The following is a 25122-nucleotide window of genomic DNA, read 5'->3' as shown; positions in this document are numbered from 1 at the left end:
AAATCATGAAAAAACGTTTCAGATTCCGATCATTTATTAACGATATACCGCTGAACTATAAATTCATACTCATCTACGTGATTGGCGTGCTGCTCCCGATCGCGGTTATCAATATCGCGTTTATGGACCGGATGACCGGCATCATCAAAGACCGCGAGGAACAAAACCTCCAGATCTCGCTGGAGCGGGCCAGAAAAGATATTCATGAGTTCATTGACGGCGGTGTAGCGGTCAGTCATGCGCTCAATACGGACAAGCTGCTGTATGAAACGCTGGACCGAACTTACGAAAGTCCGATCCAGTTTTACGAAACGTTCGACGAACAGCTTCGAAACCGGGTGACCAGTTATATTCCCGTCAACAATCAGATTCAGCGAATCAGCATATTTACGGAGAATGATACGATCATGCCCGGCGGGAATTATCAAGTGCTCGATGCCAATGCGAAGAATAGCGATTGGTATCGGCTGTGGGAACAATCGACGTCCCCTGTTATGGTAGCGGCTTACAGGGCGACAGAAGCAAATAACCGCACAGCTACGGTCCCTTATCTGAGTGTTATCGAAAAAATGGACTATTTTGACATATATAGCAAGTATGATAAATTGCTCCGGATCGATATTGACTTAAACAAAATTTACGATGTCATCCTGCGCGAGCAGGACTATTTAAATCTCTATCTGGTCAATGAGCATAACCAAATCATTATGTCTGCGGACAGCGGGTACCAGCGGGACGTCACCGATGCTTATCCTGTGTTTCAGCTTGCTGATCACGACAAGGACAAAGACGTACATGTCGTCTCCATCGGAACGGCAAGTTACGTAAAGGGCTGGAAGCTGGTTGGCGTGACGCAGGGAACCCGTTTATCCCAAGCCATGCGCGAAATGCAGCTTTATGTGGGGATGATCGCAGCTGTCATTACACTGTTTTCGTTTATATTTATTTACATCATGCTCAGATCATACAATTATCGGGTTAAACGGTTGTCCAGACATATGCAGAAGGTTACCAACGAGAAGTTCGACCTGATCCGAATGGATGAGGGCCGGGACGAGATCGGTGGCTTGATCCAGAATTTCAATAGGATGACAGCCGAGATTAACTCTTTGATCAACAATGTGTACAAGCTCGAAATTCAGAAGAAGAACCTGGAGATGGAGCGGGTACGGGCAGAGCTGAACTTTTTGCAAAGTCAGATGAATCCGCATTTTTTGTTTAACACACTGAATGCCATATTGGTCGTCTGTACGAAAAACAATTATTCCGACGTGACGGATATCATCAAGAACCTGTCCAGACTGCTTCGCAGATTGCTTAGCTGGAAAGCGGACATCGTCACGCTTGAGGAAGAAATCTTGTTCATCGAAATGTATCTGAAGATCGAGAAATTCAGATTCAGGGACAAGATTGAGTATGAGCTTGATATCGACCGGGAAGCGCTGCTTTATAAAATACCGAAGATGAGTATCCAACCATTGGTGGAAAATGCGTGCAAGCATGGCATTCAGGCTGTGGATGGGAAAGGCGTGGTCAAAATCAGCGCGACGGTAATAGACGGCAACCTTCGTGTATCCGTGCAGGACAACGGCAAAGGCATGGTCCCGGAAAAGCTTCGAGAGGTTCTTATTTCCATGCGCAACGAGAATACGTCCGGCACCAGCATCGGAATCCGCAATGTATATTGCAGGCTTGAGCTATATTACAACGACCTCGTCCGCTTTGATATTTACAGCAAACCGGATCAGGGAACGACGGTGTTCTTCGAGATTCCCGTCAGTCTGTTGGATCATCAGGATTACGAGCAAGGAGGGGAACGGAATTGAGATTTAAAGTTCTGCTGATCGATGACGAACCCGGAGCTTTGGAAGGCATGCAATTATGGATCAATTGGGAGGAGCTTGGCTTTGACATATGCGGCACATGCGCCAACGGCGCGGAGGGGCTGAAATTGATGGCTTCCCTTGCGCCGGATTTAGTGGTCACCGATGTACATATGCCGCTCATGGACGGCCTTGAAATGATCGGGGAGTGGCAGAAGAACGGCAACAAAGCAATCAGCTTCGCCATCGTTAGCGGATACAGCGAGTTCGAGTATGCAAGAAAAGCGATGCGTTACGGAATCGCGCACTATTTGTTGAAACCGATTGAAGCGGAAGAAGCCTCTCACGTACTGCGCGAGATTTATCGTGAATTGCTGCATGAAGCCGAGAAGCAACAATGGAGCAGTATTGCTTCCCGGGAAGAGCAAGTTTCAAAGATCCGTCAGCTGCTAGGGCACAGTCCGGCTCCGGATAGGGACGGACCGGACGGTCTGGAGCCTTTGTCAGCCAGCCGGGACGCATGGAACATCTGCCTGGTTCAAACGGAGCCAACGAGTTACGCGGAATTGAGGGGAATCGCCAGCTCCCTGGTTGAGCAGCAAAGTGCCATGTTTTTGATTGACCTGGACAAGAACCGCTTCGGCATCGTTCTCGGGTATTCGCCGGATGACGGTCAGGAGGATCCCGCGCTCCGGATGCTTGCTGACTTGTCTGCCCGATTCGCCGGTCACCGGGTGTTTATGGCCGTGGGCTCACCGGAACAATCGATCATGCGTCTTGCCAGCTGCTACAGCACCGCGGAAGAGGCGATAAAGCATAAGTTCTATGACCCCGATTATGCCGGGGTCATTTCTTACGAATCGGTCGATAACAGAAAGCTGGAATATCGTTACGCCTCGATACGCTTGGTGGACAGCGTGATGGAGGCGTTCAATCTTCTAAATGCCGCCGGTTATCAAGATACGATCGCTGCGGAAGCGGAGAGGTTTCGCAACTTGCGGCTCGCCCCTGAAACGGTGAAAAAGACTGTCATTCATTTGATCTACAAAATGAAAGAGTATATGGAGGAATCCGGCGAGCAGGCTTCGGATGTGCTGGCGAAATATGATGTATCCGCTTTGGCCGATTCGGTGATGAATCTGAACGATCTTTTTGATCTTCTGCTTAACTTCGGCCTCGAGTGCATTGATTTGCTGAGCCGGGAGCAGGCTCGTAAATCGCAGGGAATCATTCAGGAGATCAACGAATACATCCGGGAACATTACCGGGAGGGACTGACGATCAAGAAGCTGGCCGAGCGTTTTTATTTGCACCCGGTGTATCTTGGGCAATTGCTCATGAAGAAGAACGGTGTCGGATTTAACGAATGGGTGCATAATCTCCGGATTGAGGAGGCCACCCGGCTGCTTCGGCTAAACCAATATAAAAACAGCGAAATCGCGGAAAGGGTAGGTTATGTGAACTACAGCCAATTTCTGAAACAATTCGAAAAACGATTGGGTATGTCCCCCAATGAATACAAAAACAGGAACTAAAGTTTTTAGGGGAAAAGCTTTAATTGTGTTATAGTTCGCGTTTGGCAGCGCTTTTACAATAAAGATAAGTTATTGAAAGGGCTTACAGTCCTTGAAGTAACCATATCATTTCGGAGGTGCTTTAAATGGGGGGAAAGAAAAAGTCGGTACTCCGGTTCAGCATGGTGCTGCTGCTTTCGCTCGGTCTCGTACTATCGGCTTGCAGCGGCGGTAACAACAAGGGAGCCGCCAAGAACGATAATAACGGACAGGAAGCCGGGGAAAATGTCGCGAATGGAGTGGAGCCGTTTGAAATTTCGGTTTTCATCGGTCAGCCCGACCAGCAACCAACACCTGACAACAAGATTTATAAATTAATCAGGGAAAAGACAGGGGCATCCTTCAAATTCGAGTTCCTTGCTGGCGATATTGACCAGAAGCTCGGCGTTATGATCGCAGGGGGCGATTATCCGGACATGATGACAGCAAATCAAAAGCTGACAGCTGCCGGTGCCTTTATCCCGCTCGAGGATTTGATTGAAGAGCATGCGCCAAACTTGAAGAAGCATTATGAGAAGTACTGGAACATGATGAAAGACCCGAACGACGGTCATATTTACAATCTACCAAACTACGGCGTAACGAATGCTGACGTTACCTCGTCTTGGTATTCGGGCCCGGCCTTCTGGATTCAGAAGGACGTTTTGGCAGAGGCGGGATATCCAGAGGTTAAAACCTTGGATCAATATTTTGACTTGATTAAACAATACAAGGAAAAGCATCCGACCATCGACGGTACGCCGACGATCGGCTTTGAAATTCTGAACTATGACTGGAAAAACTGGGGTCTGTTCAATGCTCCTCAGCATTTGATCGGTCATCCGAACGATGGCGGCGTAGTCGTTAAAGACGGCAAGGCGGAAATTTTTGCTGATAAGGACTATGCCAAACGCTATTATAAAAAGCTGAACGAGATGAATGCCCTGGGCATCATCGACAAAGAAACGTTCACTCAAAACTTCGACCAGTATATGGCGAAAATCTCCAGCGGCGCAGTCCTTGGCATGTTTGACCAGCACTGGAACTTCCAAAGCGCTGAAAACGCGCTGATTACCCAGAAGAAAGATGAAAGAACATATGTCGGTCTTCCGCTTGTCTTTGATGAAGGCATCCGGGATCATTACAAAGATCGTCCAGCTCTGAACCTCAATAACGGGTTCGGGATTACGGTCAATGCATCCGAAGAGCAGGCTATCCGAATTATCAAATTGTTGGATACGCTGATTCAAGAAGATTGGCAAAAAATCTTGGCCTGGGGGATCGAAGGGGAAGATTACATCGTTAAAGACGGCCGATTCATGAAAACGCAAGAGCAGCGCGACCAGTTTACCGATGCAACCTGGAAGCTCGCGAATAAAGCCGATTCCTTCTACGGCCAAGCCCCAAAAATGGAAGGTTTATTCTCGGACGGCAACGCTACGGATGCGGCTGCCCAGCCTGAAGAAATTCTGGCAGGCATGAAAGAGTATGACAAGAACTTCCTCGCCCAATACGGATTCAACAGCTATGTCGACTTCTTCAGTCCGGCTCCTGAGAACGACATCGCGTACCCGGCATGGTCTGTCGACCTGGTAGACGGATCTGAAGCGAAAATCGTGAATACGAAGCAAAATGAGTTGTCCACGAAGTACTTACCGAAAGCCATTCTAGCTAAACCGGAAGAATTCGACAGCGTCTGGGATGAGTACGTCACTGAAATCCGCAAGCTCAACATCAAGGCTTATGAAGATCGGATTAATGAAGTGCTGCAATGGAGAAGAGACACTTGGTCTGTTAAGTAAGGCAGCGGAAGATACATGAATCGGAAACGGGAAGGCTTCATGCCTTCCTTGTTTACGAAATATGGGGTTTTGGGGAGAACAAACTTATGGAAGAGACCTTTGTCAAAGACTCTGCCGTCCGGAAGCCTAAGAAAAACAAGAAAATCACCTGGGCCGTCCTCAAAGAACAGAGACAGTTGATCTATATGTCAGTGCCTCTGATGGCTTACATCATCTTGTTTGCCTATGTTCCCATCTGGGGATGGACCATGGCTTTCCAGGACTACAAGCCGGCTAGAGACTTTAGTGAACAGAAGTGGGTAGGATTTAAACATTTTGAATTTCTTTTTAAGGATGATAGTTTCCTGCAAGTGCTTCGCAATACGCTCGCAATGAGTGTTATCAATATGATTCTCGGCTTTACGACTGCAATTATTCTTGCGTTATTACTGAATGAAATCAAGAAAGTATTTTGGAAAAGAACCGTACAGACGATCTCCTATCTTCCGCACTTTCTATCCTGGATCATCGTAACCGGGATTGTGGCGACGAGCTTGGCTTCAGACGGAATCATCAATGATGTCCTTATGAAGCTGCATCTCATCAAGGAGCCGATCCAATGGCTCAGTGAAGGCAAATACTTCTGGGGAATCGTCGGAGCGTCGCATGTTTGGAAAGAAGTCGGCTGGAATACGATTATATATTTGGCTGCGATGGCATCCATCGACCCGGCGCTTTATGAAGCTGCCGATATGGACGGGGCAAGCCGCTATCGGAAAATGTTCCATGTCACTTTGCCGGGCATTAAGCCAACGATTATTATTCTGTTGATCATGCAGGTCGGTCACATTCTGGAGGCAGGCTTCGAGGTTCAATACTTGCTGGGCAACGGTCTTGTTGTCGACTGGTCGCAAACGATTGACATATTCGTACTGAAGTACGGGCTTGCCCAAGGCAATTACTCATTAGCAACGGCTGCCGGTATATTTAAAACGGTCGTTAGCGTGACGCTGTTATTGATTGCAAACGGAGTCGCGAAACGGCTAGGGGAAGAGAGGCTGCTATAATGGCAAATCAAACAATCAGCCCTGGGCCAGCAACTGCTGCCGCAGCGCCTAAATCCGTCAGAAAAAAAAGAGTAGAGCCGATCCTTTTTAATACCTTCAATACCTTGTTTATGATTGGTCTTGTCGTTGTCACATTATATCCGTTCCTGAACACGATCGTCGTTTCCCTGAATGCGGGGAATGATACGATCCGGGGCGGAATCTATCTCTGGCCGAGGGAATTTACATGGCAGAATTACAAGGCGGTATTCGCTTCGGGAACGATATATGACGCGTTCTGGATTTCCGTGGCACGAACGGTGCTTTCAACGCTGCTGAATCTGGTCTTGACCACGATGCTGGCGTATACGCTGAGCCGTCGGGAATATGTATTCCGCAAGCCGATTACCTTGATCTTTATTCTGACGATGTACTTTAACGCCGGTTTGATTCCTGGATATTTTCTGATGAAGGACTTGCACCTGCTGAATTCGTTCTGGGTATATGTGATCCCGTCGATGATCAGCGCATTCAATATGATCGTTATCCGGACGTATATCGGAACGATTCCGGAAAGCTTGGTTGAATCGGCAAGAATTGATGGAGCCGGAGATTTTAAAATCTTCATTCGGATCATCTTCCCGCTGTGTAAACCGGTGCTGGCAACGATTGCGCTGTTCGTGGCCGTGGGGGCTTGGAACTCCTGGTTCGATGCATTCATCTATACCTCCTCCCGCCAAGAGCTGAGCACTTTGCAGTATGAGCTGATGAAGCTGCTGTCATCCAGTATGAACGCGAACAGCAACCCGGCAGTGGCTGCCGGAGCCGGGATGACGCAGGACGCTGCGGTGAACATGGTAACGCCGATTTCAATTCGCGCTGCCGTAACGGTCGTGGCATCGGTTCCGATTCTGCTGGTTTATCCGTTCATGCAAAAGTACTTTGTTGTCGGTCTGAATGTCGGCAGTGTTAAGGAGTAGAACATGACGATACATGCAATCAGTTATGCGAACCCGGTTCTTCCGGGGTTTTATCCAGACCCGAGCATTGTCCGGGCAGGGGATGACTTTTATATGGTTTGCAGTTCATTTGAATATTTCCCGGCCGTGCCGATTTTCCGCAGTCGTAATTTAGCAGATTGGGAACAAATCGGGCATGTGCTGGACCGGGACAGCCAGCTGGATCTGAGGGCACGGCGAAGCTCGGACGGAATCTATGCACCGACGCTAAGGTACCATAATGGAACGTTCTATATGATTACGACGGATGTTTATGGAATTGGGAACTTTTACGTAACCACCCAGGATCCGGCCGGCCCATGGTCCGATCCGATCCTGGTCCCGTATGGCGGGATCGATCCCTCTTTGTTCTTCGACGATGACGGCAAAGTATATGTGACCGCCCAGCAGGGTGCTGATTACGACTCCCATGCCATCCAGTACGAAATTGACATTGCCACCGGAAAAGCGTTGTCCGAGCCGGTAGTCATCTGGAGGGGGGACGGCGGTCCATGGACGGAAGGGCCCCACTTGTACAAAATAAACGGCATGTATTACATCATGTCCGCTTCCGGCGGCACGGCGAAGGATCACCGGGAAATTATCGGACGGAGCGCGAGTCCCTATGGGCCGTTCGAGCTGTATCCGCATCCGATTCTGACACACCGGGGGATCGAGCACCCCATTCAGTATTTAGGCCATGCGGACCTCGTGGAGGATATGAACGGTGATTGGTGGGCAGTATTTCTTGGCGTTCGACTTGTTGATTCGGGATACAGCGTACTCGGCAGGGAGACATTTCTTGCTCCCGTAACCTGGAATGACGAGGGATGGCCGATGATCGACAACAATGAAGGCACCGTAAATCTCGATATGCGCGTAAAACGGTTACCGGGGACGCCAGAGAGGATAAAGTCCGGGCCGATGGCCCTGTTCGAAGGCAAGGATGATTTTGATGAGCCTAAGCTCCGGCATGGCTGGACCTTCCTTCGGAACCCGGCGGAAGGAAGCTGGTCGTTAACCGAGCGAGAAGGCTGGCTTACCTTGAGAGGACAGTCCGCCGGCTTAAATGACGTGGGTCAGGTTGCTTTTGTAGGCAGACGCCAACAACATGTCCGGGCGGAATGGAGGACTTTGCTTGAATTCGGTGCGATCCGCGATGGCGAGGAAGCGGGGATATGCGCAAGAAGGGATGAGGACGCCCATTATGAAATTTTTCTAAAGCAGGAAGATGGGCGGAAGATGATCGGCGCCAGACTGACCGTAAGAGGCGAATCCAAATTGGCGGCGGAAGCACCGGTCCATGCGGACTCGGTATATTTAAAGATTAGCTCGGACGTAACCGGCTATTCGTTGTCCTATTCGCTGGACGGGCTTGAGTGGATCCGGCTCGGCAAGGGAGCCGCCAAGCCGCTGTCACCGGAGGATTTCGTAAACAAAATGTGCTTTACCGGAGTGCTTATCGGACTCTACGCAAGCGGTAATGGGAAACCCGCTTCGGGCTCAGCCAGCTTTGACTGGTTTGAGACCAGGATTGACAAGGAGGAAGAGATATGAATGTATCGGTACCGACCGAGTCCGCACTTAAAGACATCTTCGCGGAAGACTTCCATATAGGTGCGGCGGTCAGTAGTAATACGATCAAGTCGCAGGAGAGTCTGCTTACGCATCACTTTAACAGCATTACGGCGGAAAACGAAATGAAGTTCGCCAGCGTCCATCCAGAGGAAGAGCTGTACACCTTCGAGGAAGCGGATCAGATCGTGGACTTCGCGCGCAAACACGGGATGGCTGTCCGCGGACATACGCTGGTATGGCATAACCAGACCACCGATTGGTTGTTCCGCGACAAGCAGAATCAGCTCGTGAGCAAGGCCGTGCTTTATGAAAGAATCCGTTCGCATATCCAAACGGTAGTAGGCAGATATAAGGGCGATATTTACGCTTGGGACGTTGTGAACGAGGTCATTGCCGATGACGGCGATCAGTTGCTGCGTACCTCCAGCTGGACGGAAATCGCCGGGGACGAATTCATCGCCAAAGCGTTTGAATACGCGCATGCTGCCGACCCGAATGCGCTGTTGTTCTACAACGACTACAATGAGTCCCATCCAAGCAAACGGGATAAAATTTATACCTTGGTCAAGTCTCTTCTGGACCGGGGAGTACCTATTCACGGCATTGGCCTGCAGGCACACTGGAATCTGTTCAACCCGTCCTTGGATGACATCCGGGCAGCCATCGAAAAATATGCTTCGCTAGGATTGCAGCTCCAGCTCACGGAACTGGATGTGTCGGTATTCCGTTTCGAAGATAAGCGGGCTGATCTGACCGAGCCTGAACCGGGAATGCTGGAACAGCAGGCTGAATTCTACGAGGCCGTGTTCAAGCTGCTTAAGGAATACAGCGATGTAATTAGCGCGGTGACGTTCTGGGGAGCTGCGGACGACCACACCTGGCTCAGCGATTTTCCGGTACGTGGGCGCAAAAACTGGCCGCTGCTGTTCGATGAGCGGCACAGGCCGAAGCCGGCTTATTATCGCTTAGCTGCTCTTGCCAATCATCTTCGGCGTTGATGATAGCTGAATTTATTAAATATGGAATAGAGCTGTGCCCTCTGAATCAGGTGGGTGCAGCTCTATATTTTTATTGGGAGATTGTTGCGGTTCCTCTATACCGTTAAGACGGATTTCCTTCCATTACGAAACTAACAGGAAACCTCCGGGCAGGAGGACCGTATAATATTGGTAAATGCGGAGAGGTTCATTCGAGTTTTCTCCCCAAAAAGTGACTACTTCTTCCAATTCTCGATTAAAATGCAAAGAAAAGTAGGCTTGTCTATGGTATAATTTGCTAACAAAACAGGACATCAAAAGGGTGGTTTTATAACGATGCGTGAAGTTGGTGATGGGTATTGAGCGAGCCTAAGTTCAAAAAGTTCTTCCTCTTGATCACAATCGTCATTGTCACAAACATATTGGTTTGGTCCAGAGGCTTTCTTGGGGTATCTCTTAGAGCCGAGAGTCCCCTGATCGTTGCTTTCGGGGCTGCTTTTCTTGCAGCGAGCTTGATCGCTTTAGTTTATGGAAGTTATACATACCTGTTTAAACCGAAGCCGGTTGTGGAGACGAAGAAAGAGGTTGTTACGCATGAGGACTACGTGGAGGCCATGAGCCGCAACCGTTCCATTGCGGTGCTTAAGCAAGATGTAGAGCTTGCGTTAAATCAGCTGGACCGGATGAAGAACCGGAAGCTGAAACTGCTGGAGGTATTGGAGCAGCGATTTGATGCGTCCGAATTGAGCTATAAAAAGTTCAATTCCGTAATCCATGAGGTCGAGAACCTGTTTTACATGAATATCAAAAGCATTCTCAATAAGCTTGGCGTGTTCAGTGTCTCTGATTTTGCCGCGATTGCTGATTTGCGAAAGAACAAAAAGCTCTCAGCGCGAATCATTGAGGAGAAGATCGAGGTTTACAATGAGTACCTTAATTTTGTGAATGAATCCTTAAATACGAATGAAGAAATTTTATTAAAGCTAGATAAGCTCCTTCTTGAGATTGCTCGTCTAGGAAGCTTGGATTTAGAGAGCATTGAAAACATGGCTTGCATGAAAGAAATCGATGCTCTGATCAGCCAAACCAAACTGTACAAAGACTGAAAGGGGTCATGGAATGTCCGGCAGAGGTAAAGTCATTGGTTTTCTTGCCGCAATTGTAGTTGTCGTTTTTGCAGTCGTCTATTTCGGAATCAGTGCCACTTCGAATCTCGGGAGCGGGGCTCAGCCGCTAACACCTGAGGAGGCCGCGAAGAAGCTTGATAAGCTGTACAGTAAGATTAAAGTCAAAACACCAGAGCCCATTAAAGGACAGATTGATTTAAATCCGGTGGACGTGGCGGAATCCCTGCCCGACATCGATAAGTTCCCGGTCTCGGTCAAAAACTCCACACCTCATTTCGTTGAAATCTTCTCTTCACCCGAGAAAGCAGGGTCAGGTGTCGACGGATGGTTGAATGAGGTGGCGACGGATTTCAATAAAGCCAAAGTCACCGTCAATGGAAAGCCTGTGTCTGTGATGATCCGAAGCATTAACTCGGGAACTGCGGCAGACTACATAAAGTCCGGCAAATACGTGCCGGATGCCTTTACGCCATCCAATGAATTGTGGATGGAGATGATCAAATCGGGCGGTATTAAGACCGAACGGATCTCGAAGAGCCTGAACGGGAATGTTCCGGGCATCGTGATCGATAAAGGAAAATATGATGAGCTGAAGAGCAAGTATGGCGAGGTTAACATCAAAACGGTAACGGAAGCGATTGCAGCCAGCGAGCTGTCGATGGGCTACACGGATCCGTTTGCCAGCTCGACCGGACTCAATTTCCTGGTCGCTGCGCTTAGCGCGTTCGACAGCAAAAATCTGCTGAGTGACAAGGCCGTCGAAGGATTTGAAAAATTCCAGGCCAACGTCCCATTCCTTGCATTAACCACACTGCAGATGAGGGAAGCCGCCGAATCCGGGCGATTGGATGCTTTTGTTCTGGAATATCAAACCTTCTTTAATGAAGCCGAGCTTCGGTCAGCCTATGAATTCGTTCCGTTTGGCGTAAGACACGACAGCCCGCTGTATGCCCTTGGGGATACCCCGGCGCTTAAGAAACAAATCTTGAAGAAGTTTGCCGAATTTGCCGCTCAGGATAAATATCAGAAGAGCGCGAGCAAATACGGTTTTAACCAGCTGGCAGACTATAAACCGGAAGCCAAAGTCGTGAACGGCGGAACCATTTCCCGGGCGCAGAAGCTTTGGAAGGACAAAAAAAATGGCGGAGCCTCCATTACGGCTGTGTTTGTAACCGACGTGTCGGGCAGTATGTCCGGTGAACCGATTAATCGCTTACGGCAATCCTTGATTCAAGGTCAGAAGTATCTGGGTTCACAGAACAGCATCGGTCTTGTCTCCTATTCGGATGATGTCACCATCAACCTCCCGATCGGGAAGTATGACACGAACCAGCAGTCCCTGTTCGTCGGTGCCGCCGAGAACCTGGTTCCGGAGGGCAACACCGCTACATTTGACGGGATTGTCGTAGCCATGAAGCTGCTGCAGGATGAAATCGCCGCGAATCCGAATACGAAGCCGGTCATTTTCGTACTGAGCGACGGGGATACGAACCGGGGCAGTAAGCTAAAGGATGTCCAAGGCTTGATTGAGGCGTTTAAAATTCCGATTTACACGATCGGCTACAACGCGGACATTGAAGCTCTTCAGAAGATTTCAAGCATCAATGAAGCTGCAAGCATCAATGCCGACACCGACGACGTTGTCTATAAGATCGGCCAATTGCTGAATGTGCAAATGTAACGCATTATATATTCGGTTAAAGGGGGTTTTTGTATGACTTTTACAATGACTGTACCAAATGAGAATGAAATCAAGACGGTGCTGGAGGAACAAGTCGCTCCTGTCGATGAAGAAATGAAGCAGCTGATGACGCAGGCCGAGACCAATGTAAAGTCCTTGATGGACATTGACCTGGACTCGCTTGAACAGCGCCGGGGTATTCTGACCAGCATCGATTCTTTCGGGATGGGCACGATGCGCCAGTCCTCTGACAAAAACTCCTTGCTCAAAGTAACCGTCGGTAAGCTGTCGAAGGCCGGCGATGAAGGCGGGCCTGTAGCCAAGGGACTCACGGAGCTTCATCTTCATCTGAAGGATCTGGATCCCAGCGGGATTGATTTTCTCAAAACAGGCTTTCTCGGAAAGCTCTTTAATCCGGTTCGTGCCTACTTTGTGAAGTTCAAGAAAGCGGATGAAGTCATTTCGGAAATCGTAGAAACCTTGGATAAAGGCAAGGCAACCCTCAAAAACGATAACACGACGCTTGAGATTGAACAGCAGTTCCTTCGCGATCTTACGAAACAGCTTCAGAAGGAGATTCAGCTCGGAATGTTCATGGACCAGCGGATTGAGCAGGAGCTGACTTTGGAGCAGGAGCGCGGCGGCGATCCGCAGAAGATTCGTTTTATCTCGGAAGAGGTCCTCTTCCCTCTGCGTCAGCGTTTGATGGATATGCAGCAGATGCTTGCGGTGAATCAACAGGGCTATTTGGCCTTTGAGGTTCTGATCCGCAACAATAAAGAGCTGATTCGCGGGGTAGATCGGGCGAAGACGGTTACCGTGTCGGCATTGCGTGTCGCGGTCACGGTAGCGAGCGCCCTGTACAATCAGAAGATTGTATTAGAGAAGATTGAGGCGCTGAACAAGACGACAAATACCTTCATCGAAGGGACAGCGAAGATGTTGAAATCCCAAGGAGTGGCCATCCAGAAACAAGCCATTAACAGCAGTGTTTCGGTGGACGTTCTGAAGAAGGCATTTGCCGATACATTCGAGGCGATGGAGGCCATCAGCACCTTTAAGCAGCAGGCCCTTCCGAAGATGCGGGAGACGATTGATCAGTTCCGAGAGCTGGCTGACAGCGGTGAAGAGCAAATTGTCCGGCTTGAGCGTGGGAAGAAGATTGCGGGTTAAGCGTGAAGGTTGTTCGGCGTAGCACGTGCAAGTGCAGGGCTTCGATAAGTGGAGGTTGCTCAGTGTGCGCGCAGGTGCAGCTTCGAAGTGTGAAGGTAATTCATCACTTCGCATGCGGATGGTGCCTCCGATCGCTGTTGTCTCCGTATTTCTTTAAATGGGTTTGGGAAATGGCTAAAATCCGGAGACAAAGGCGACCACTCACGTTTCTCCAGCTCCATTCCGCCTGCTCCGTTGAAGTCTTACCGTTCGAGGCCAACCGTTGGTGGAAGCGGCCCTTCCCCCATATCAGTGGGGGAAGGGGGAAAGCCGCTCAGGTGTACACGTCCTGAGCGGCTTTTTGCTGTGCTGGTGGTGGTGCTCCGATGCGTGAAGGTAGCTCAGCGGGGCGTGCAAGTGCTAGCCTTGATGAGTGGAGGTTGCTCGGTGGAGCGTGCAAGTGCAGGCTCCGATGCGTGAAGGTAGCTCAGCGGGGCGTGCAAGTGCAGGCTTCGCTGAGTGGAGGTTGCTCAGTGGGGAGTGCAGGTGTAGCTTCGAAGTGTGAAGGTAATTCATCACTCCGCATACGGAAGGTGCTTCCGATTGCTACTGAATGGTAATTTCCCCAAGATCCGTTATAGTATGGTAGAATGAGCGGAGAAACTTGAGGGAACCTGCTCCTGTCCGAGTTGAGGTTTAAGTATGAGCTGGGCGGTGTTTAGGTTTGAACGGCACTGAACGAAATGAACACCATTAAAGCTATGTTGGGTTCAATACTTTTTACATTCAGGTGAATGGTTCCGTGCTGGAAAGGCACGACCCCGGACATTAGATTAGCTAATCTACGTTGGGGGCGGGCTGTTTTTGCACCAAGATGCGACTTCGGGAAAACAATTGGAATCAAAGGATGAAAGGGAGAGCGATGAAATACATTATAGGTTTCATTTTGCTGATGCTGTTGATGACGGGATGTTCAGGCAAAGAAGCCAACGTGCCTGATCTGGACAATAGGATGTCTAAGATTATTTCTTACGAGTTAAATCAAGTTGAACCTGAACATAGTGAGCAGGTCCGTGATTGGTTGGCTAAAGCTAGACAAAACGGGAAAGAGGGGCAGTTTTTTGTTCATTCATTCAGTAATGACACAGATGAATACGTGTATAACTATGTGTACAAAAAAGGGGCTTCCGATTATGAAGTTTCCTTTATTTATAATCCCGATGACCCGAGAAGTAAAGGAAGCGTACATGTGTCAGGGATCAACCATTCGGCGAATGACTCTTTTGTTAAGATCAAATTAATTAACGATTTATCGATTCTGGTAAATCTGTCCGATGACCCCATTGGAAAGAAACTGCAAGATCAATAAGGACAACGGGATCAGCATGCCACTGATGTCGGCAGATCGGAAGAATGGATAACCGAAAGAAGGTTAAATGAGGCGAGGGATCGGTAACGGTGAGAAGACAATAGCATATTAGTCCAAGAGGCCGCGTTGCCGCGGCTTTTTTGTATGTAAGCGATCGGGATTTTTGTCTAATTCCGCGACGAATCTTCTTGGAAAAATATGTTGACTATTTCATGGCGGCATGCTATATTTCTTTCGAATTTAATAGTAATAATTACAATTTAATTACCTCGATAATGTATTTTAGGTGGTGGAGATCAATGTGATTATGAAGGGAATACATATCATTTTCATGGGCAGTTCAGTGATTTTCATGCGTCTAATTCGTAATTATTACAACTATAGGTAAGGGGATGTACCATATGCGCAAACGTCTAGGTATCGTATTTTTGATAATTGCAGCACTCATTTCTGGCTGCGGCAGTGTTCCTCAAAAAACGGCGACTGAGACCGCAACGGACAGGACGAATTCAAATGCTGAAGAGGCAGTGCCAAACGCTGGAGGAGCAGCGCCAAATGCTGATGGAGCAACGCTAAATGCTGGAGGGGCAGTGCCAAGTGATGAAGAGGCAACGCTAAATGCTGGAGGGATGGCGCCACATGGTGAAGGGGCCGCGTCAAATGCTGAGGAGACAGCGTCAAATGAGGAAGGAACAAGCGCCGAAGCGACATTCAAGGATGTAACCGGAACGGAGATCTCCGTTGCCCTGCCGGTGGAGAAGGTGGCGTGTTTAACAGAGATCTGCGTAGATGCCCTGGTTGAGCTGGGATTGAAACCTGCTGCGGTAACGGCGGGAGGACTTGCGCCAGAACCGGAATTTTATGGTGAGGAAGCAGCAAGCCTCGGAATAATCGGAGGAAGCTTCTTTGAACCCAATTTGGAGGATATTTCGTTGGCGGGACCGGATCTTGTCATTGGATTGGAAGGAACCCATGAAGGGTTGCGGGAAGGCTTAGCCGGCATTGCTCCGCTGTACATCGTCCAGCCCAAGAGTATGCAAGAATCGATCGAGTTCCTGCAGCATATGGGCCAGCTGACCGGAAGAGTAACTGAAGCCGAAGCGGCCGAGAAGCGCTTGCTGGATAAATTCAATTACTACAAGGAACACAGTCCGAAGGATAAGACCGCATTGGTGATGTACGGGTCTGATGTAAATTTCGGTATCGATACGGCCGGGTCGCTTGTGGGCTCGATGCTGGCGGAAGTCACGCAATACCCATGGCCCGCACCCGAGGCTGACGGCGGCCACCAAGCAGGGGGGATGGCTTACTCGTTGGAAAAGGTGCTTGAGAATGATCCGGATTATATTTTTGTCGAAACCTTCACGTTCAGCCCCGACTCACAGCCATTATCCGAGCAATTCAAGACGAACCCGCTGTGGTCCAGACTCCGCGCGGTGAAGAATGGACAAGTTCATGAGATGCGCACATCCGTATGGGCCAGCGGCAGGGGAACGCGGTCGCTCGGCATCATTTTAGACGAAGCGATGAGCCACATGTATCCCGAGCTTTACATGAAAGCGGTGGAATAGCATTGCAGCGTATCGATTCCACCATAATCAAGAGAGCAAAAATAGGGGGAGCGCCCCTTTTTTTTGCATTGTCTTTCATGATGGCTGCTGTGATATCAATAGGCATGAAGCACGGCTACCCGGAAATATCCTGGTCAAGCTTGCAGCAGCTGCTGTTCTTTAACGGGGGAACCGAACTCGAGAGGGTGTCCGTTCTGGAGATCAGGCTTCCCAGAATCGTACTAGGATGCATGGCCGGAGCGATGCTGGGGTTATGCGGCGTTCTTCTGCAGGATGGACTTCGAAATTCATTAGCAGGTCCGGAGTTGTTAGGTGTTTCTTCGGGAGCTTCGTTTATGATGGCTCTTGTTACGGTTTTACATGTTCCCGTCTCCTATGGCATGCAGCCATGGTTTGCCCTTCTTGGAGGACTTATAGGCGGGGCTGTGGTTATCTTGGCAGCCGGGGGAAGAAATGGAGGCATACATATTATCCTTATCGGCGCTGCTGTCACTGCGATCATGAACGGATTGGTGGTATGGGTGATTACGATGGGGTCATCCAATAGTGCGAGCCTCTTGTTTACGTTTCTGATGGGGAATTTGGCGAACCGCAATTGGACTCATGTCGGTCATCTGTTGCCTTGGGCGCTCGTTACGATTCCCCTTTCCTTAAGCTTCGCCAGATCGTTGAACGTACTGCGCTTGGGGAGCGAGACGGCCGAAGGGCTGGGACTTCATGTCATGCGGGTGCGTATTTATCTGCTCATCGTATGCTGCGCGATGACGGCAGCGGTTGTATCCCAGTGCGGACCTATTGGCTATATTGCCTTGATCGCTCCACACCTGATACGGAGCTTATCACAGCAATATGACGCAAAGTTCGTTCTTCCATTCTCGGCAATGCTCGGAGCCGTCCTGTTAACAACGGCCGATATCCTGGCACGAACCATGTTTATGCCCAGGGAAGTGCCTGTCGGGCTTTGGACGACTCTAATCGGCGGACCTGTTATTATCGCATTATTTTTGCGTAAGCTTGGGGGGCGGCCTTCAGAATGAACAAGCTGATCCGTAATCGCAATCCCTATGAGATGACATATAAGATCGGACTCCTGGCAGCCTTGCTGCTTGTCCTGATTCTGTGTGTCATGCATATCGCATTTGGCAAAGTGGTGATTTCACCGCAGCATATTCTGCGTGCTTTGGCGAACGTACAAGAAGAGGAACACCATCGACAAATCATATGGCAGCTTCGATTGCCAAGGACTTTGATTGCGCTTGTAGCGGGCGCCATGCTGGGCTTGGCAGGAGCGATTCTTCAGTCCATAACCCGCAACCCGTTGGCAGAGCCGGGATTACTCGGCGTATCGGCAGGCTCGGTGTTGATGATCGTCATTTGGATCACATTTGCTGACGGTTTAGGGGATGCGACGAGGTATCTTCCTTTGGTTGCATGGACCGGCGGCATCGGCACCGTCCTTTTTGTTAACGCATTAAGTCTTGGCAAGGGAATGGATATCACCAGGCTTGCATTAGTCGGAATACTGACGGGCAGCGTATTGCAATCCTGCACCTCGTTAATCCTGCTCAGGCATACGGAAGCAGTCGGCAGCATCTTGTTATGGATGATCGGATCCCTTAATGGCCGGGTATGGGTACATTGGGATATGCTTTGGCCTTGGGCTTTACTCATCATTCCTCTGGGTCTGCTTAGCGCAGGAGCTGCGAATGCCTTGCAATTGGGGCAGTCTACGGCAGCTAGTCTGGGCGTACAAGTTCGTCGAATGAGATGGATGATGCTCATCCTGGCGGCAATGCTGACCGCCGGAGCGGTTGCAGCCGTTGGCGCAATCGGATTTATCGGTCTTATCGGCCCTCATATTGCAAGGAGACTGGTAGGCCAAGATGCAAGAAGATTATTCCCTTTCAGTACGGTTGTCACAGGTCTGCTGCTGCTCGGCGCCGATGTCATTGCCCAGGCCGTATCGTTCGAGCTGCGTGTATTCGGTTTAAGCTCGCAAGTTTCCCTTCCGGTAGGGGCAGTTACTGCCTTTATGGGGGCTCCTTTTTTTCTGTATCTCATTAAGCAAAAAAGAAAATCACATTAAATGTTTCAACGAACAAGGAGACAGAGACGAAGATGAAAGAAGATCAATCCCAAAAACCCTTGCTGGAAGCTCAGAAAATAGAGCTGCGATATAACGACAAACCCATCCTCAAAGAGCTGTCCATGGATATCCTATCGGGTGGTGTGACTGCGCTCTTGGGCACCAACGGATCCGGCAAATCCACGCTGCTTAAAACCATGGCACGGCTGCTTATGCCGCAGAAAGGGTGTGTATATCTGGATGGGCATGCCATTGCAAAAGAATCTCCGAGGTCCTTGGCAAGGAAGATGGCGATACTCCCTCAGTCACCGGAGGTTCCGATGGCCATTACGGTCAGAGAGCTGGTAGAGCAGGGACGGTATCCTCATGTAGGTCCGCTGCGGATGTTGAAAAAGCAGGATCATGCTGCGATCGAAGAAGCGCTTGAAGTTACCGGTATGCAAGCTTTCGAGCAGCGGCCGCTGGATTCTCTCTCGGGGGGAGAAAGGCAGCGAGCGTGGATTGCCATGGCGATCGCGCAGTCGACTCCCGTGTTAATGCTGGATGAGCCCACGACATTTCTGGATGTTCGACATCAGTTGGAGATACTGGAGCTCGTTAGGAGGCTGAACCAGGAGAGGGGGACTACGATCATTGTTGTGCTTCATGATTTGAATCAGGCGGCGAGATACGCGGATCGCATGGTTGTTCTAAAGGACGGGCGGATTGTACGGGATGGTACGCCGGATCGAGTGCTGACTGAAGCTGTGCTGCAGGAAGTGTTCGGAATACACGCTACGGTGTTGAAGGATCCTGTGGCGGGAACGCCCATATTCCTGCCCCATTCAGTCGTTCATCGTGAAGGATGAGGAATTGCTCAACGCTTACAAAATCAAGGGCTGGTAGACCAGGGATCCATGATCATCTTTGGTCTATTCGCTGTGGTTTTTTTGGAGCCAAGATGATTTGTGATCCTAACGAACTGCCGTATCGAAATATGGACGTTTGACATTTTGAATAAAAGCAATTATATTAGGGTTGTCATAAATCGTAATCATTACGAATAAGATGGATTAGTCTATTTTAAGTCCAATATCAAGTCACAAGGAGAAGAATGCAATGACACAACAACAAATCCCCGTAACGGTACTCAGCGGGTATCTAGGCTCGGGAAAAACGACGGTATTAAATCACGTACTGAATAACCGGCAAGGCCTGAAGGTCGCTGTCATTGTAAATGACATGAGCGAGATTAACATTGATGCAGCACTGGTTAAGGGAGAGGCGTCCTTATCCCGCACGGAAGAGAAGCTGGTTGAGATGTCCAACGGATGCATATGCTGCACGCTGCGAGATGATTTAATGAAGGAAATCGAAAAACTCGCGAGCGAACAACGGTTTGATTACATTCTGATTGAATCCACAGGCATCAGCGAACCGATCCCGGTCGCTCAGACATTTACATATGCCGACGAAGAGACAGGGATCGATTTAACGAATCTGGCCAAGCTCGATTGTTTGGTCACCGTCGTGGACGCGAATCGATTCTGGCAGGATTTCGCATCCGGTCAGAGCCTTCTGGACCGCAATCAGGGCGCGGGAAGCGAAGATGATCGTGATGTCGTGGATTTGCTGATCGATCAGATAGAAACCTGCGATGTACTGCTCCTAAATAAATGTGATCTCGTGGATGACGCGGAATTGAACAAGCTTGAAGCTGTCCTTCGAAAGCTGCAGCCAAGCGCCAAGATCATTCGTACCCTGCATGGACAGGTCGATCCGTCGGAGATCTTGAATACGGGATTGTTTGATTTTGAACGTGTAAGTTTGTCAGCCGGATGGATCCAGGAATTGCAAAAAGAAGCGCATGTCCCGGAGACCGAAGAGTATGGAATCAGCTCCTTCGTGTATCGCCGCAGAAGGCCCTTTCATCCATCCCGGTTGGCTGAATTCATGGGGGAATGGCCTGAACAGGTTGTTCGAGCCAAAGGACTGGTGTGGTTGGCTGCAGATGGAGATGTTGCGGCAAGCTTAAGCCAAGCTGGCCCTTCGATTCAGTTTGGACCCGCCGGATATTGGGTTGCCGCGCTTCCTGCAGCCGAAAGAGAGGAGATTTTACGAACCGAGGAGGATGTACGGGTGAAATGGGACACCCATTGGGGAGACCGGCAAACCGAGTTGGTGATGATCGGGATCGATATGGACCGAGAGCATATTGAGGCTGCGTTGGATCAGTGTCTGCTTACCGATGTGGAAATGAGCTTGAATTGGGCGCGCTTTGAGAATCCATTGCCTTGGATTGCATAACTGATTATATACACTGAAGGAGCAGCAGCCATTCATGAGTAAAAGTAATGCGAGCCAGCGTCTTCCCCGTGCGAAGGGAATTGACATGGCAAATCTATATTCACCCAAAGACTGTGCCAAAAAGGCAAAGCATCTCATTTTGTCAGAAGTCAATCAAAGAATTGTGAAAGAATTTATTGAAATTTTAGGGATGAGGGAGGAGTTTGAACAGCATGGCGTGCCGGTTCCAAACAAGATTGTCATGTTCGGACCTCCAGGAACAGGTAAGACGTTAACGGCTTTTTACATGGCTAAGGTCCTTGAGCTTCCACTTGTCTTGGTTCGCTTGGACGCGATCATCCACAGTCATTTGGGGGAGACCGGAAGCAATATCCGTAAAATATTCGATTATGCCAGCGCATTCCCATGTGTCCTGTTTCTGGACGAATTCGATGCCATTGCCCGTACTCGAGACAACAACGATGAAGTCAAGGAGATGGCACGTGCGGTAAACACGCTGCTCCAATGCTTGGATGACTTTGGAGACCGGAGCATTATTATGGCGGCCACCAATTTGGAAAAGGATCTGGATCAGGCGATATGGCGCCGGTTCGATACGAAGTTAATCTATAACGTGCCTGAGCAGGAGCAACGGAAGTTATACATTGAAATTCTCATTGGCGAATTTGAATGTGATCCGTCAATTTTCACTGAAACTTGCCGGCAGCTTGCAAGGTGCAGCTTTGCTGATATCGAGCAGATTGTGCTAAAAGCAAAACGTAAAGCGATTATTGAGCGAATGCCTCTTCAGATGAAGCATATGCAGAACGCGATTGAAGAGTATAAACCAATAATTGTCGCTGCTTATTAATAGAAGTCATCATCCGATTGGGGATTGACAAAGGATACACATAGAGATTAGCGTTTTTAATCGTAAATATTACTAATAAGGAGGGTGCAAAATATGAGAGTCATCGTTACCCTGGCATGCACCGAAACAGGAGATCGCAATTACACGACAACCAAAAATAAGAAAAATCATCCTGAGCGTTTGGAAATGCGCAAGTATTGCCCTAGATTGAAAAGATATACGCTGCATCGCGAGACACGTTAATATAAGCAGCGTTATTAATCGTAATTATTACGCAATACAGTGTTGAATGTTCTGTCATGAGGAAGGAAGAGATTGAAATGATTTTGTCCTCCATGCGCGACGTCGTGTTTGGATACGGAGATCGAACTGTTATCCAGGACCTGTCACTGGATATCCATACCGGGCAATTTATCGCGATTTCAGGTCCCAATGGTGCAGCGAAATCGACCCTGCTGAAATTGATGCTGGGCTTGATCAAGCCTTGGAGCGGAACGATTGAAATGAATCGTGTATCGGAGGATGGATCACCAATAACGGTTGGTTATGTTCCCCAGCTTGTGGCTTCGTTTAATGCCGGTTTCCCCAGCAAAGTCATCGAACTTGTTCGTTCAGGCCGTTATCATCGTCTCGGGTTGTTCAAACGGTTTGCAGCCAGCGATCATGAGGCCGTCAAGCAAAGCCTGATGGAAGTGGGAATGTGGAAATATCGCAACCATAAGATTGGTGAATTGTCAGGCGGTCAGAAGCAGAGGGCTTGTATTGCAAGAGCATTGGCTCAGGAGCCGGAGGCGCTGATCCTTGATGAGCCAACAACCGGGATGGATGAAGCGAGCCGTAAAGAGTTATACGAGCTGCTGGATCGCTATGTGAAACAAAGAGGAAAAACGGTGATCATGGTTACCCATGCATTGGAGGAAATCGATCCTTACCTGGACCGGGTCGTCCATCTGGAACGAAAGGAGGATACGGGATGGCGATGCTCGGTTACGAATTCATGCAGCGTGCGTTTTGGGCAGGAGGCCTGATCGGTGTAATCGCTCCGATCCTCGGCGTATATTTAATGCTTCGTCGGCAGGTGCTTATGGCTGATACCCTCTCGCATGTTTCGCTGGCAGGGGTGGCATTAGGATCGTTCCTGCATCTTAATCCGACGATAAGCGGATTTGTCGTCGCCATCATCGGAGCGCTTGTCATTGAACAGCTTCGAAGGGTATACCGCACCTACACCGAGGTGCCGGTCGCCATTATCATGACCTCCGGACTGGCAGTGGCCGTCGTCCTGATGAGTGTGAATCCGCATTTGAACAAAAGCGTCAGTTCCTACCTTTTTGGATCCATCGTTGCGGTCAGTGATACACAGCTCGCTTTGATTGCCATCGTAGCCGCATTAGGGCTGGTGTTTTTTGTAGCCTTACGCCGGCCCCTGTATAACTTCGCCTTTGATGAGGAGACTGCTGCAATCTCAGGAACTCGGGTTTCGCTTCTTTCGTTTTCATTCGCCGTGTTTACGGGCATGACGGTCGCTGCCTCCATGCCGATCGTTGGCGTATTGCTAGTATCGGCGCTTATTGTGCTTCCAGCCTCGATCGCGCTTCGGATTGCTCCCGGATTTTTAGCTGCCATGGGCGTAGCCGTCCTTACAGGATGGGTTGGCGTTTTCTCGGGACTAACCGCCTCCTACTATTTGAATTCGCCGCCTGGTGGCACCATTGCTCTCATTTTGGTAGGGTTCTTGCTCATAGCTGTATCCATTCAGAAGCTGCTGCAATTGCGAAATCGAAGAGCTGTACAAATAAACAAACCGAAAGTAAGAGGAGTTATTAATCATGATTAAGAGTTATAAACGAATCCTTGCCGCTTTTTCATTATCCGCAGCATTGGCTGTCGCGGGCTGCGGTTCTGCCAAGCCAAGTGAATCCAATGGAAGTATGAATACAACGGAAAGCCAAGTAACAGATACATCGACAGCAGCAAAATTAAAGATTAAAACAAGCTTCTATCCGATGTATGAATTCACGCGCCAAGTTGCTGGTGATATGGCGGATGTCGAGAATTTGGTTCCGGCAGGGGTTGAACCGCATGACTGGGAACCTACGCCGCAGGATATGGCAGGCATTGCTGATGCTGACGTGATTGTGTATAACGGTGCCGGTATGGAGAGTTGGATTGATCAGGTACTGGATAGCGTTAAAGATCGCGATCTGAAGGTAATTGAGGCAAGCCAAGGAATAGAGATCATGGAAGGCGAAGGGCATTCCCATTCGCATGACCATGGCGCAGAGGGCGAACACAGCCACGAGGATGAACATGCGCATGACCATGGCGCAGAAGGTGAACATAGCCACGAGGATGAACATGCGCATGACCATGGCGCAGAAGGTGAACATAGCCACGAGGATGAACATGCGCATGACCATGGCGCAGAAGGTGAACATAGCCACGAGGATGAATATGCGCATGACCATGGCGCAGAAGGTGAACATAGCCACGAAGATGAGCATGCCCATGACCATGGCGCAGAAGGCGGGCATCATCATGATCACGGCGGTCTTGATCCCCATGTGTGGCTTTCGCCTGCTCTTGCTATTCAGCAAGTGCGTAATATTGAACAAGGCCTGGCTGAAGCAGACCCTGATCATAAGGATGCCTACAAAGCGAATGCAGATTCTTACGTAAGTAAGCTGGAGGCGTTGGATCAGGAGTTTAAAGAAGGCTTGAAGGATTCCAAGAGAAAAGACTTCATCACCCAGCATGCTGCGTTCGGTTACTTGGCCAAAGAATACGGCTTAACCCAGGTACCGATAGCAGGCCTGTCCCCTGATCAGGAGCCATCGGCATCGCAAATGGCCAAGATTATTGAATTTGCCAAAGAAAACAATGTAAAAACTATTTTCTTTGAAACGCTCGTAGCCTCAAACGTTGCAGAAACGATTGCCTCAGAAATCGGAGCATCCACCGCTGTATTAAATCCGATTGAAGGGCTGACGGATGAGGATATTTCCAAACAGCTTGATTATATTGCGATCATGCGTCAAAATCTCCAAGCGCTGCAGGCTGCTTTAAATGAATAGATTTCGACAAGACTTCACAATCGCTGCGCGGTGACCGGCAGACCCCGAGGCTACATTAGCAAGTTTGGCGTGTCGCGGATCGTGTTTCGCGAGCTAGCCCACAAAGGATAAATTCCAGGTATCAAGAAGTCCAGCTGGTAAGACGCACGTTTGAGTAAAGATAGAGGGCG

The 25122-nt window shown here is 49.3% G+C and carries 21 protein-coding genes and 1 pseudogene; all 22 read left to right on the top strand.

Annotated elements, in window-relative coordinates; all coding sequences use genetic code 11:
• Positions 1-5: 5 nt before the first annotated feature.
• Positions 6-1826 carry a sensor histidine kinase gene (locus NST08_RS20535; RefSeq protein WP_007127854.1) on the top strand — a complete coding sequence of 607 codons (1821 nt, stop codon included), beginning with the start codon at positions 6-8 and terminating at the stop codon, positions 1824-1826.
• Positions 1823-3358, top strand: coding sequence for a response regulator transcription factor (locus NST08_RS20530; RefSeq protein WP_341342245.1), 1536 nt, complete (start codon positions 1823-1825; stop codon positions 3356-3358). The genes NST08_RS20535 and NST08_RS20530 overlap by 4 nt, the downstream gene beginning before the upstream one ends.
• Positions 3359-3483: 125 nt before the next feature.
• Entirely contained in the window at positions 3484-5178 is a 1695-nt protein-coding gene (locus NST08_RS20525) for a hypothetical protein (RefSeq protein ID WP_007127856.1), read from the top strand.
• An 86-nt stretch (positions 5179-5264) separates the two neighbouring features.
• Positions 5265-6224: an ABC transporter permease gene (locus NST08_RS20520; RefSeq protein ID WP_007127857.1), complete on the top strand. Its 960-nt coding sequence runs from the start codon at positions 5265-5267 to the stop codon at positions 6222-6224.
• Positions 6224-7183 (top strand): carbohydrate ABC transporter permease, encoded by a 960-nt coding sequence (locus NST08_RS20515; RefSeq protein ID WP_007127858.1) that lies wholly within the window; start codon positions 6224-6226, stop codon positions 7181-7183. Before NST08_RS20520 ends, NST08_RS20515 begins: the two co-directional genes overlap by 1 nt.
• 3 nt (positions 7184-7186) lie before the next feature.
• On the top strand, positions 7187-8758 hold the full coding sequence (locus NST08_RS20510) for a glycoside hydrolase family 43 protein (protein ID WP_341342244.1): 1572 nt from the start codon (positions 7187-7189) through the stop codon (positions 8756-8758).
• Positions 8755-9777 carry an endo-1,4-beta-xylanase gene (locus NST08_RS20505; protein WP_341342243.1) on the top strand — a complete coding sequence of 341 codons (1023 nt, stop codon included), beginning with the start codon at positions 8755-8757 and terminating at the stop codon, positions 9775-9777. The genes NST08_RS20510 and NST08_RS20505 overlap by 4 nt, the downstream gene beginning before the upstream one ends.
• Before the next feature lie 338 nt (positions 9778-10115).
• Positions 10116-10862 (top strand): hypothetical protein, encoded by a 747-nt coding sequence (locus NST08_RS20500; RefSeq protein WP_341342242.1) that lies wholly within the window; start codon positions 10116-10118, stop codon positions 10860-10862.
• 13 nt (positions 10863-10875) lie between these two features.
• On the top strand, positions 10876-12564 hold the full coding sequence (locus tag NST08_RS20495; RefSeq protein WP_341342241.1) for a substrate-binding and vWA domain-containing protein: 1689 nt from the start codon (positions 10876-10878) through the stop codon (positions 12562-12564).
• 33 nt (positions 12565-12597) lie between these two features.
• Positions 12598-13737: a toxic anion resistance protein gene (locus tag NST08_RS20490; protein WP_341342240.1), complete on the top strand. Its 1140-nt coding sequence runs from the start codon at positions 12598-12600 to the stop codon at positions 13735-13737.
• 901 nt (positions 13738-14638) lie between these two features.
• Positions 14639-15085 carry a hypothetical protein gene (locus NST08_RS20485; RefSeq protein WP_341342239.1) on the top strand — a complete coding sequence of 149 codons (447 nt, stop codon included), beginning with the start codon at positions 14639-14641 and terminating at the stop codon, positions 15083-15085.
• A 590-nt stretch (positions 15086-15675) separates the two neighbouring features.
• Positions 15676-16656, top strand: a complete 981-nt coding sequence (locus NST08_RS20480; RefSeq protein WP_341342238.1) for an ABC transporter substrate-binding protein — start codon at positions 15676-15678, stop codon at positions 16654-16656.
• An 80-nt stretch (positions 16657-16736) separates the two neighbouring features.
• Positions 16737-17693 (top strand): FecCD family ABC transporter permease, encoded by a 957-nt coding sequence (locus NST08_RS20475; RefSeq protein ID WP_445670728.1) that lies wholly within the window; start codon positions 16737-16739, stop codon positions 17691-17693.
• Positions 17690-18742 carry a FecCD family ABC transporter permease gene (locus tag NST08_RS20470; protein ID WP_341342237.1) on the top strand — a complete coding sequence of 351 codons (1053 nt, stop codon included), beginning with the start codon at positions 17690-17692 and terminating at the stop codon, positions 18740-18742. Before NST08_RS20475 ends, NST08_RS20470 begins: the two co-directional genes overlap by 4 nt.
• A gap of 32 nt (positions 18743-18774) precedes the next feature.
• Entirely contained in the window at positions 18775-19590 is an 816-nt protein-coding gene (locus NST08_RS20465; RefSeq protein WP_341342236.1) for an ABC transporter ATP-binding protein, read from the top strand.
• Between the two features lie 250 nt (positions 19591-19840).
• Complete coding sequence (locus tag NST08_RS20460; RefSeq protein ID WP_007127870.1) at positions 19841-21028, top strand: GTP-binding protein; 1188 nt, start codon at positions 19841-19843, stop codon at positions 21026-21028.
• Between the two features lie 34 nt (positions 21029-21062).
• Positions 21063-21878, top strand: coding sequence for an AAA family ATPase (locus NST08_RS20455; protein ID WP_341342235.1), 816 nt, complete (start codon positions 21063-21065; stop codon positions 21876-21878).
• Between the two features lie 93 nt (positions 21879-21971).
• A complete protein-coding gene (rpmG, locus tag NST08_RS20450) occupies positions 21972-22121 on the top strand; it encodes a 50S ribosomal protein L33 (RefSeq protein ID WP_007127873.1) in 150 nt (49 codons plus the stop codon).
• A 77-nt stretch (positions 22122-22198) separates the two neighbouring features.
• Complete coding sequence (locus NST08_RS20445; protein WP_341342646.1) at positions 22199-22906, top strand: metal ABC transporter ATP-binding protein; 708 nt, start codon at positions 22199-22201, stop codon at positions 22904-22906.
• On the top strand, positions 22852-23715 hold the full coding sequence (locus tag NST08_RS20440) for a metal ABC transporter permease (RefSeq protein ID WP_341342234.1): 864 nt from the start codon (positions 22852-22854) through the stop codon (positions 23713-23715). The genes NST08_RS20445 and NST08_RS20440 overlap by 55 nt, the downstream gene beginning before the upstream one ends.
• Entirely contained in the window at positions 23708-24952 is a 1245-nt protein-coding gene (locus tag NST08_RS20435; RefSeq protein ID WP_445933636.1) for a metal ABC transporter solute-binding protein, Zn/Mn family, read from the top strand. Before NST08_RS20440 ends, NST08_RS20435 begins: the two co-directional genes overlap by 8 nt.
• A gap of 9 nt (positions 24953-24961) precedes the next feature.
• Positions 24962-25063: pseudogene (locus tag NST08_RS20430) on the top strand (30S ribosomal protein S14); the annotation flags it as partial.
• Between the last annotated feature and the right edge of the window lie 59 nt (positions 25064-25122).

The sequence above is a fragment of the Paenibacillus sp. FSL K6-1566 genome, assembly GCF_038050475.1.
GTDB classification, from domain to species: domain Bacteria; phylum Bacillota; class Bacilli; order Paenibacillales; family Paenibacillaceae; genus Paenibacillus_AQ; species Paenibacillus_AQ lactis.
The sequence above is the reverse complement of the archived record's forward strand: the minus strand, read 5'-3'. Positions and strand labels throughout refer to the sequence as shown.

Bases quoted from the DNA above. Each gene is read 5' to 3' on its own strand.
- NST08_RS20495 (WP_341342241.1), top strand. From the start codon at position 10,876: ATGTCCGGCAGAGGTAAAGTCATTGGTTTTCTTGCCGCAATTGTAGTT.
- NST08_RS20485 (WP_341342239.1), top strand. From the start codon at position 14,639: ATGAAATACATTATAGGTTTCATTTTGCTGATGCTGTTGATGACGGGA.
- NST08_RS20525 (WP_007127856.1), top strand. From the start codon at position 3,484: ATGGGGGGAAAGAAAAAGTCGGTACTCCGGTTCAGCATGGTGCTGCTG.
- NST08_RS20510 (WP_341342244.1), top strand. From the start codon at position 7,187: ATGACGATACATGCAATCAGTTATGCGAACCCGGTTCTTCCGGGGTTT.
- NST08_RS20470 (WP_341342237.1), top strand. From the start codon at position 17,690: ATGAACAAGCTGATCCGTAATCGCAATCCCTATGAGATGACATATAAG.
- NST08_RS20515 (WP_007127858.1), top strand. From the start codon at position 6,224: ATGGCAAATCAAACAATCAGCCCTGGGCCAGCAACTGCTGCCGCAGCG.
- NST08_RS20535 (WP_007127854.1), top strand. From the start codon at position 6: ATGAAAAAACGTTTCAGATTCCGATCATTTATTAACGATATACCGCTG.
- NST08_RS20465 (WP_341342236.1), top strand. From the start codon at position 18,775: ATGAAAGAAGATCAATCCCAAAAACCCTTGCTGGAAGCTCAGAAAATA.
- NST08_RS20505 (WP_341342243.1), top strand. From the start codon at position 8,755: ATGAATGTATCGGTACCGACCGAGTCCGCACTTAAAGACATCTTCGCG.
- NST08_RS20455 (WP_341342235.1), top strand. From the start codon at position 21,063: ATGAGTAAAAGTAATGCGAGCCAGCGTCTTCCCCGTGCGAAGGGAATT.
- rpmG (WP_007127873.1), top strand. From the start codon at position 21,972: ATGAGAGTCATCGTTACCCTGGCATGCACCGAAACAGGAGATCGCAAT.
- NST08_RS20445 (WP_341342646.1), top strand. From the start codon at position 22,199: ATGATTTTGTCCTCCATGCGCGACGTCGTGTTTGGATACGGAGATCGA.
- NST08_RS20490 (WP_341342240.1), top strand. From the start codon at position 12,598: ATGACTTTTACAATGACTGTACCAAATGAGAATGAAATCAAGACGGTG.
- NST08_RS20440 (WP_341342234.1), top strand. From the start codon at position 22,852: ATGGCGATGCTCGGTTACGAATTCATGCAGCGTGCGTTTTGGGCAGGA.
- NST08_RS20520 (WP_007127857.1), top strand. From the start codon at position 5,265: ATGGAAGAGACCTTTGTCAAAGACTCTGCCGTCCGGAAGCCTAAGAAA.
- NST08_RS20475 (WP_445670728.1), top strand. From the start codon at position 16,737: ATGGCTGCTGTGATATCAATAGGCATGAAGCACGGCTACCCGGAAATA.
- NST08_RS20460 (WP_007127870.1), top strand. From the start codon at position 19,841: ATGACACAACAACAAATCCCCGTAACGGTACTCAGCGGGTATCTAGGC.
- NST08_RS20435 (WP_445933636.1), top strand. From the start codon at position 23,708: ATGATTAAGAGTTATAAACGAATCCTTGCCGCTTTTTCATTATCCGCA.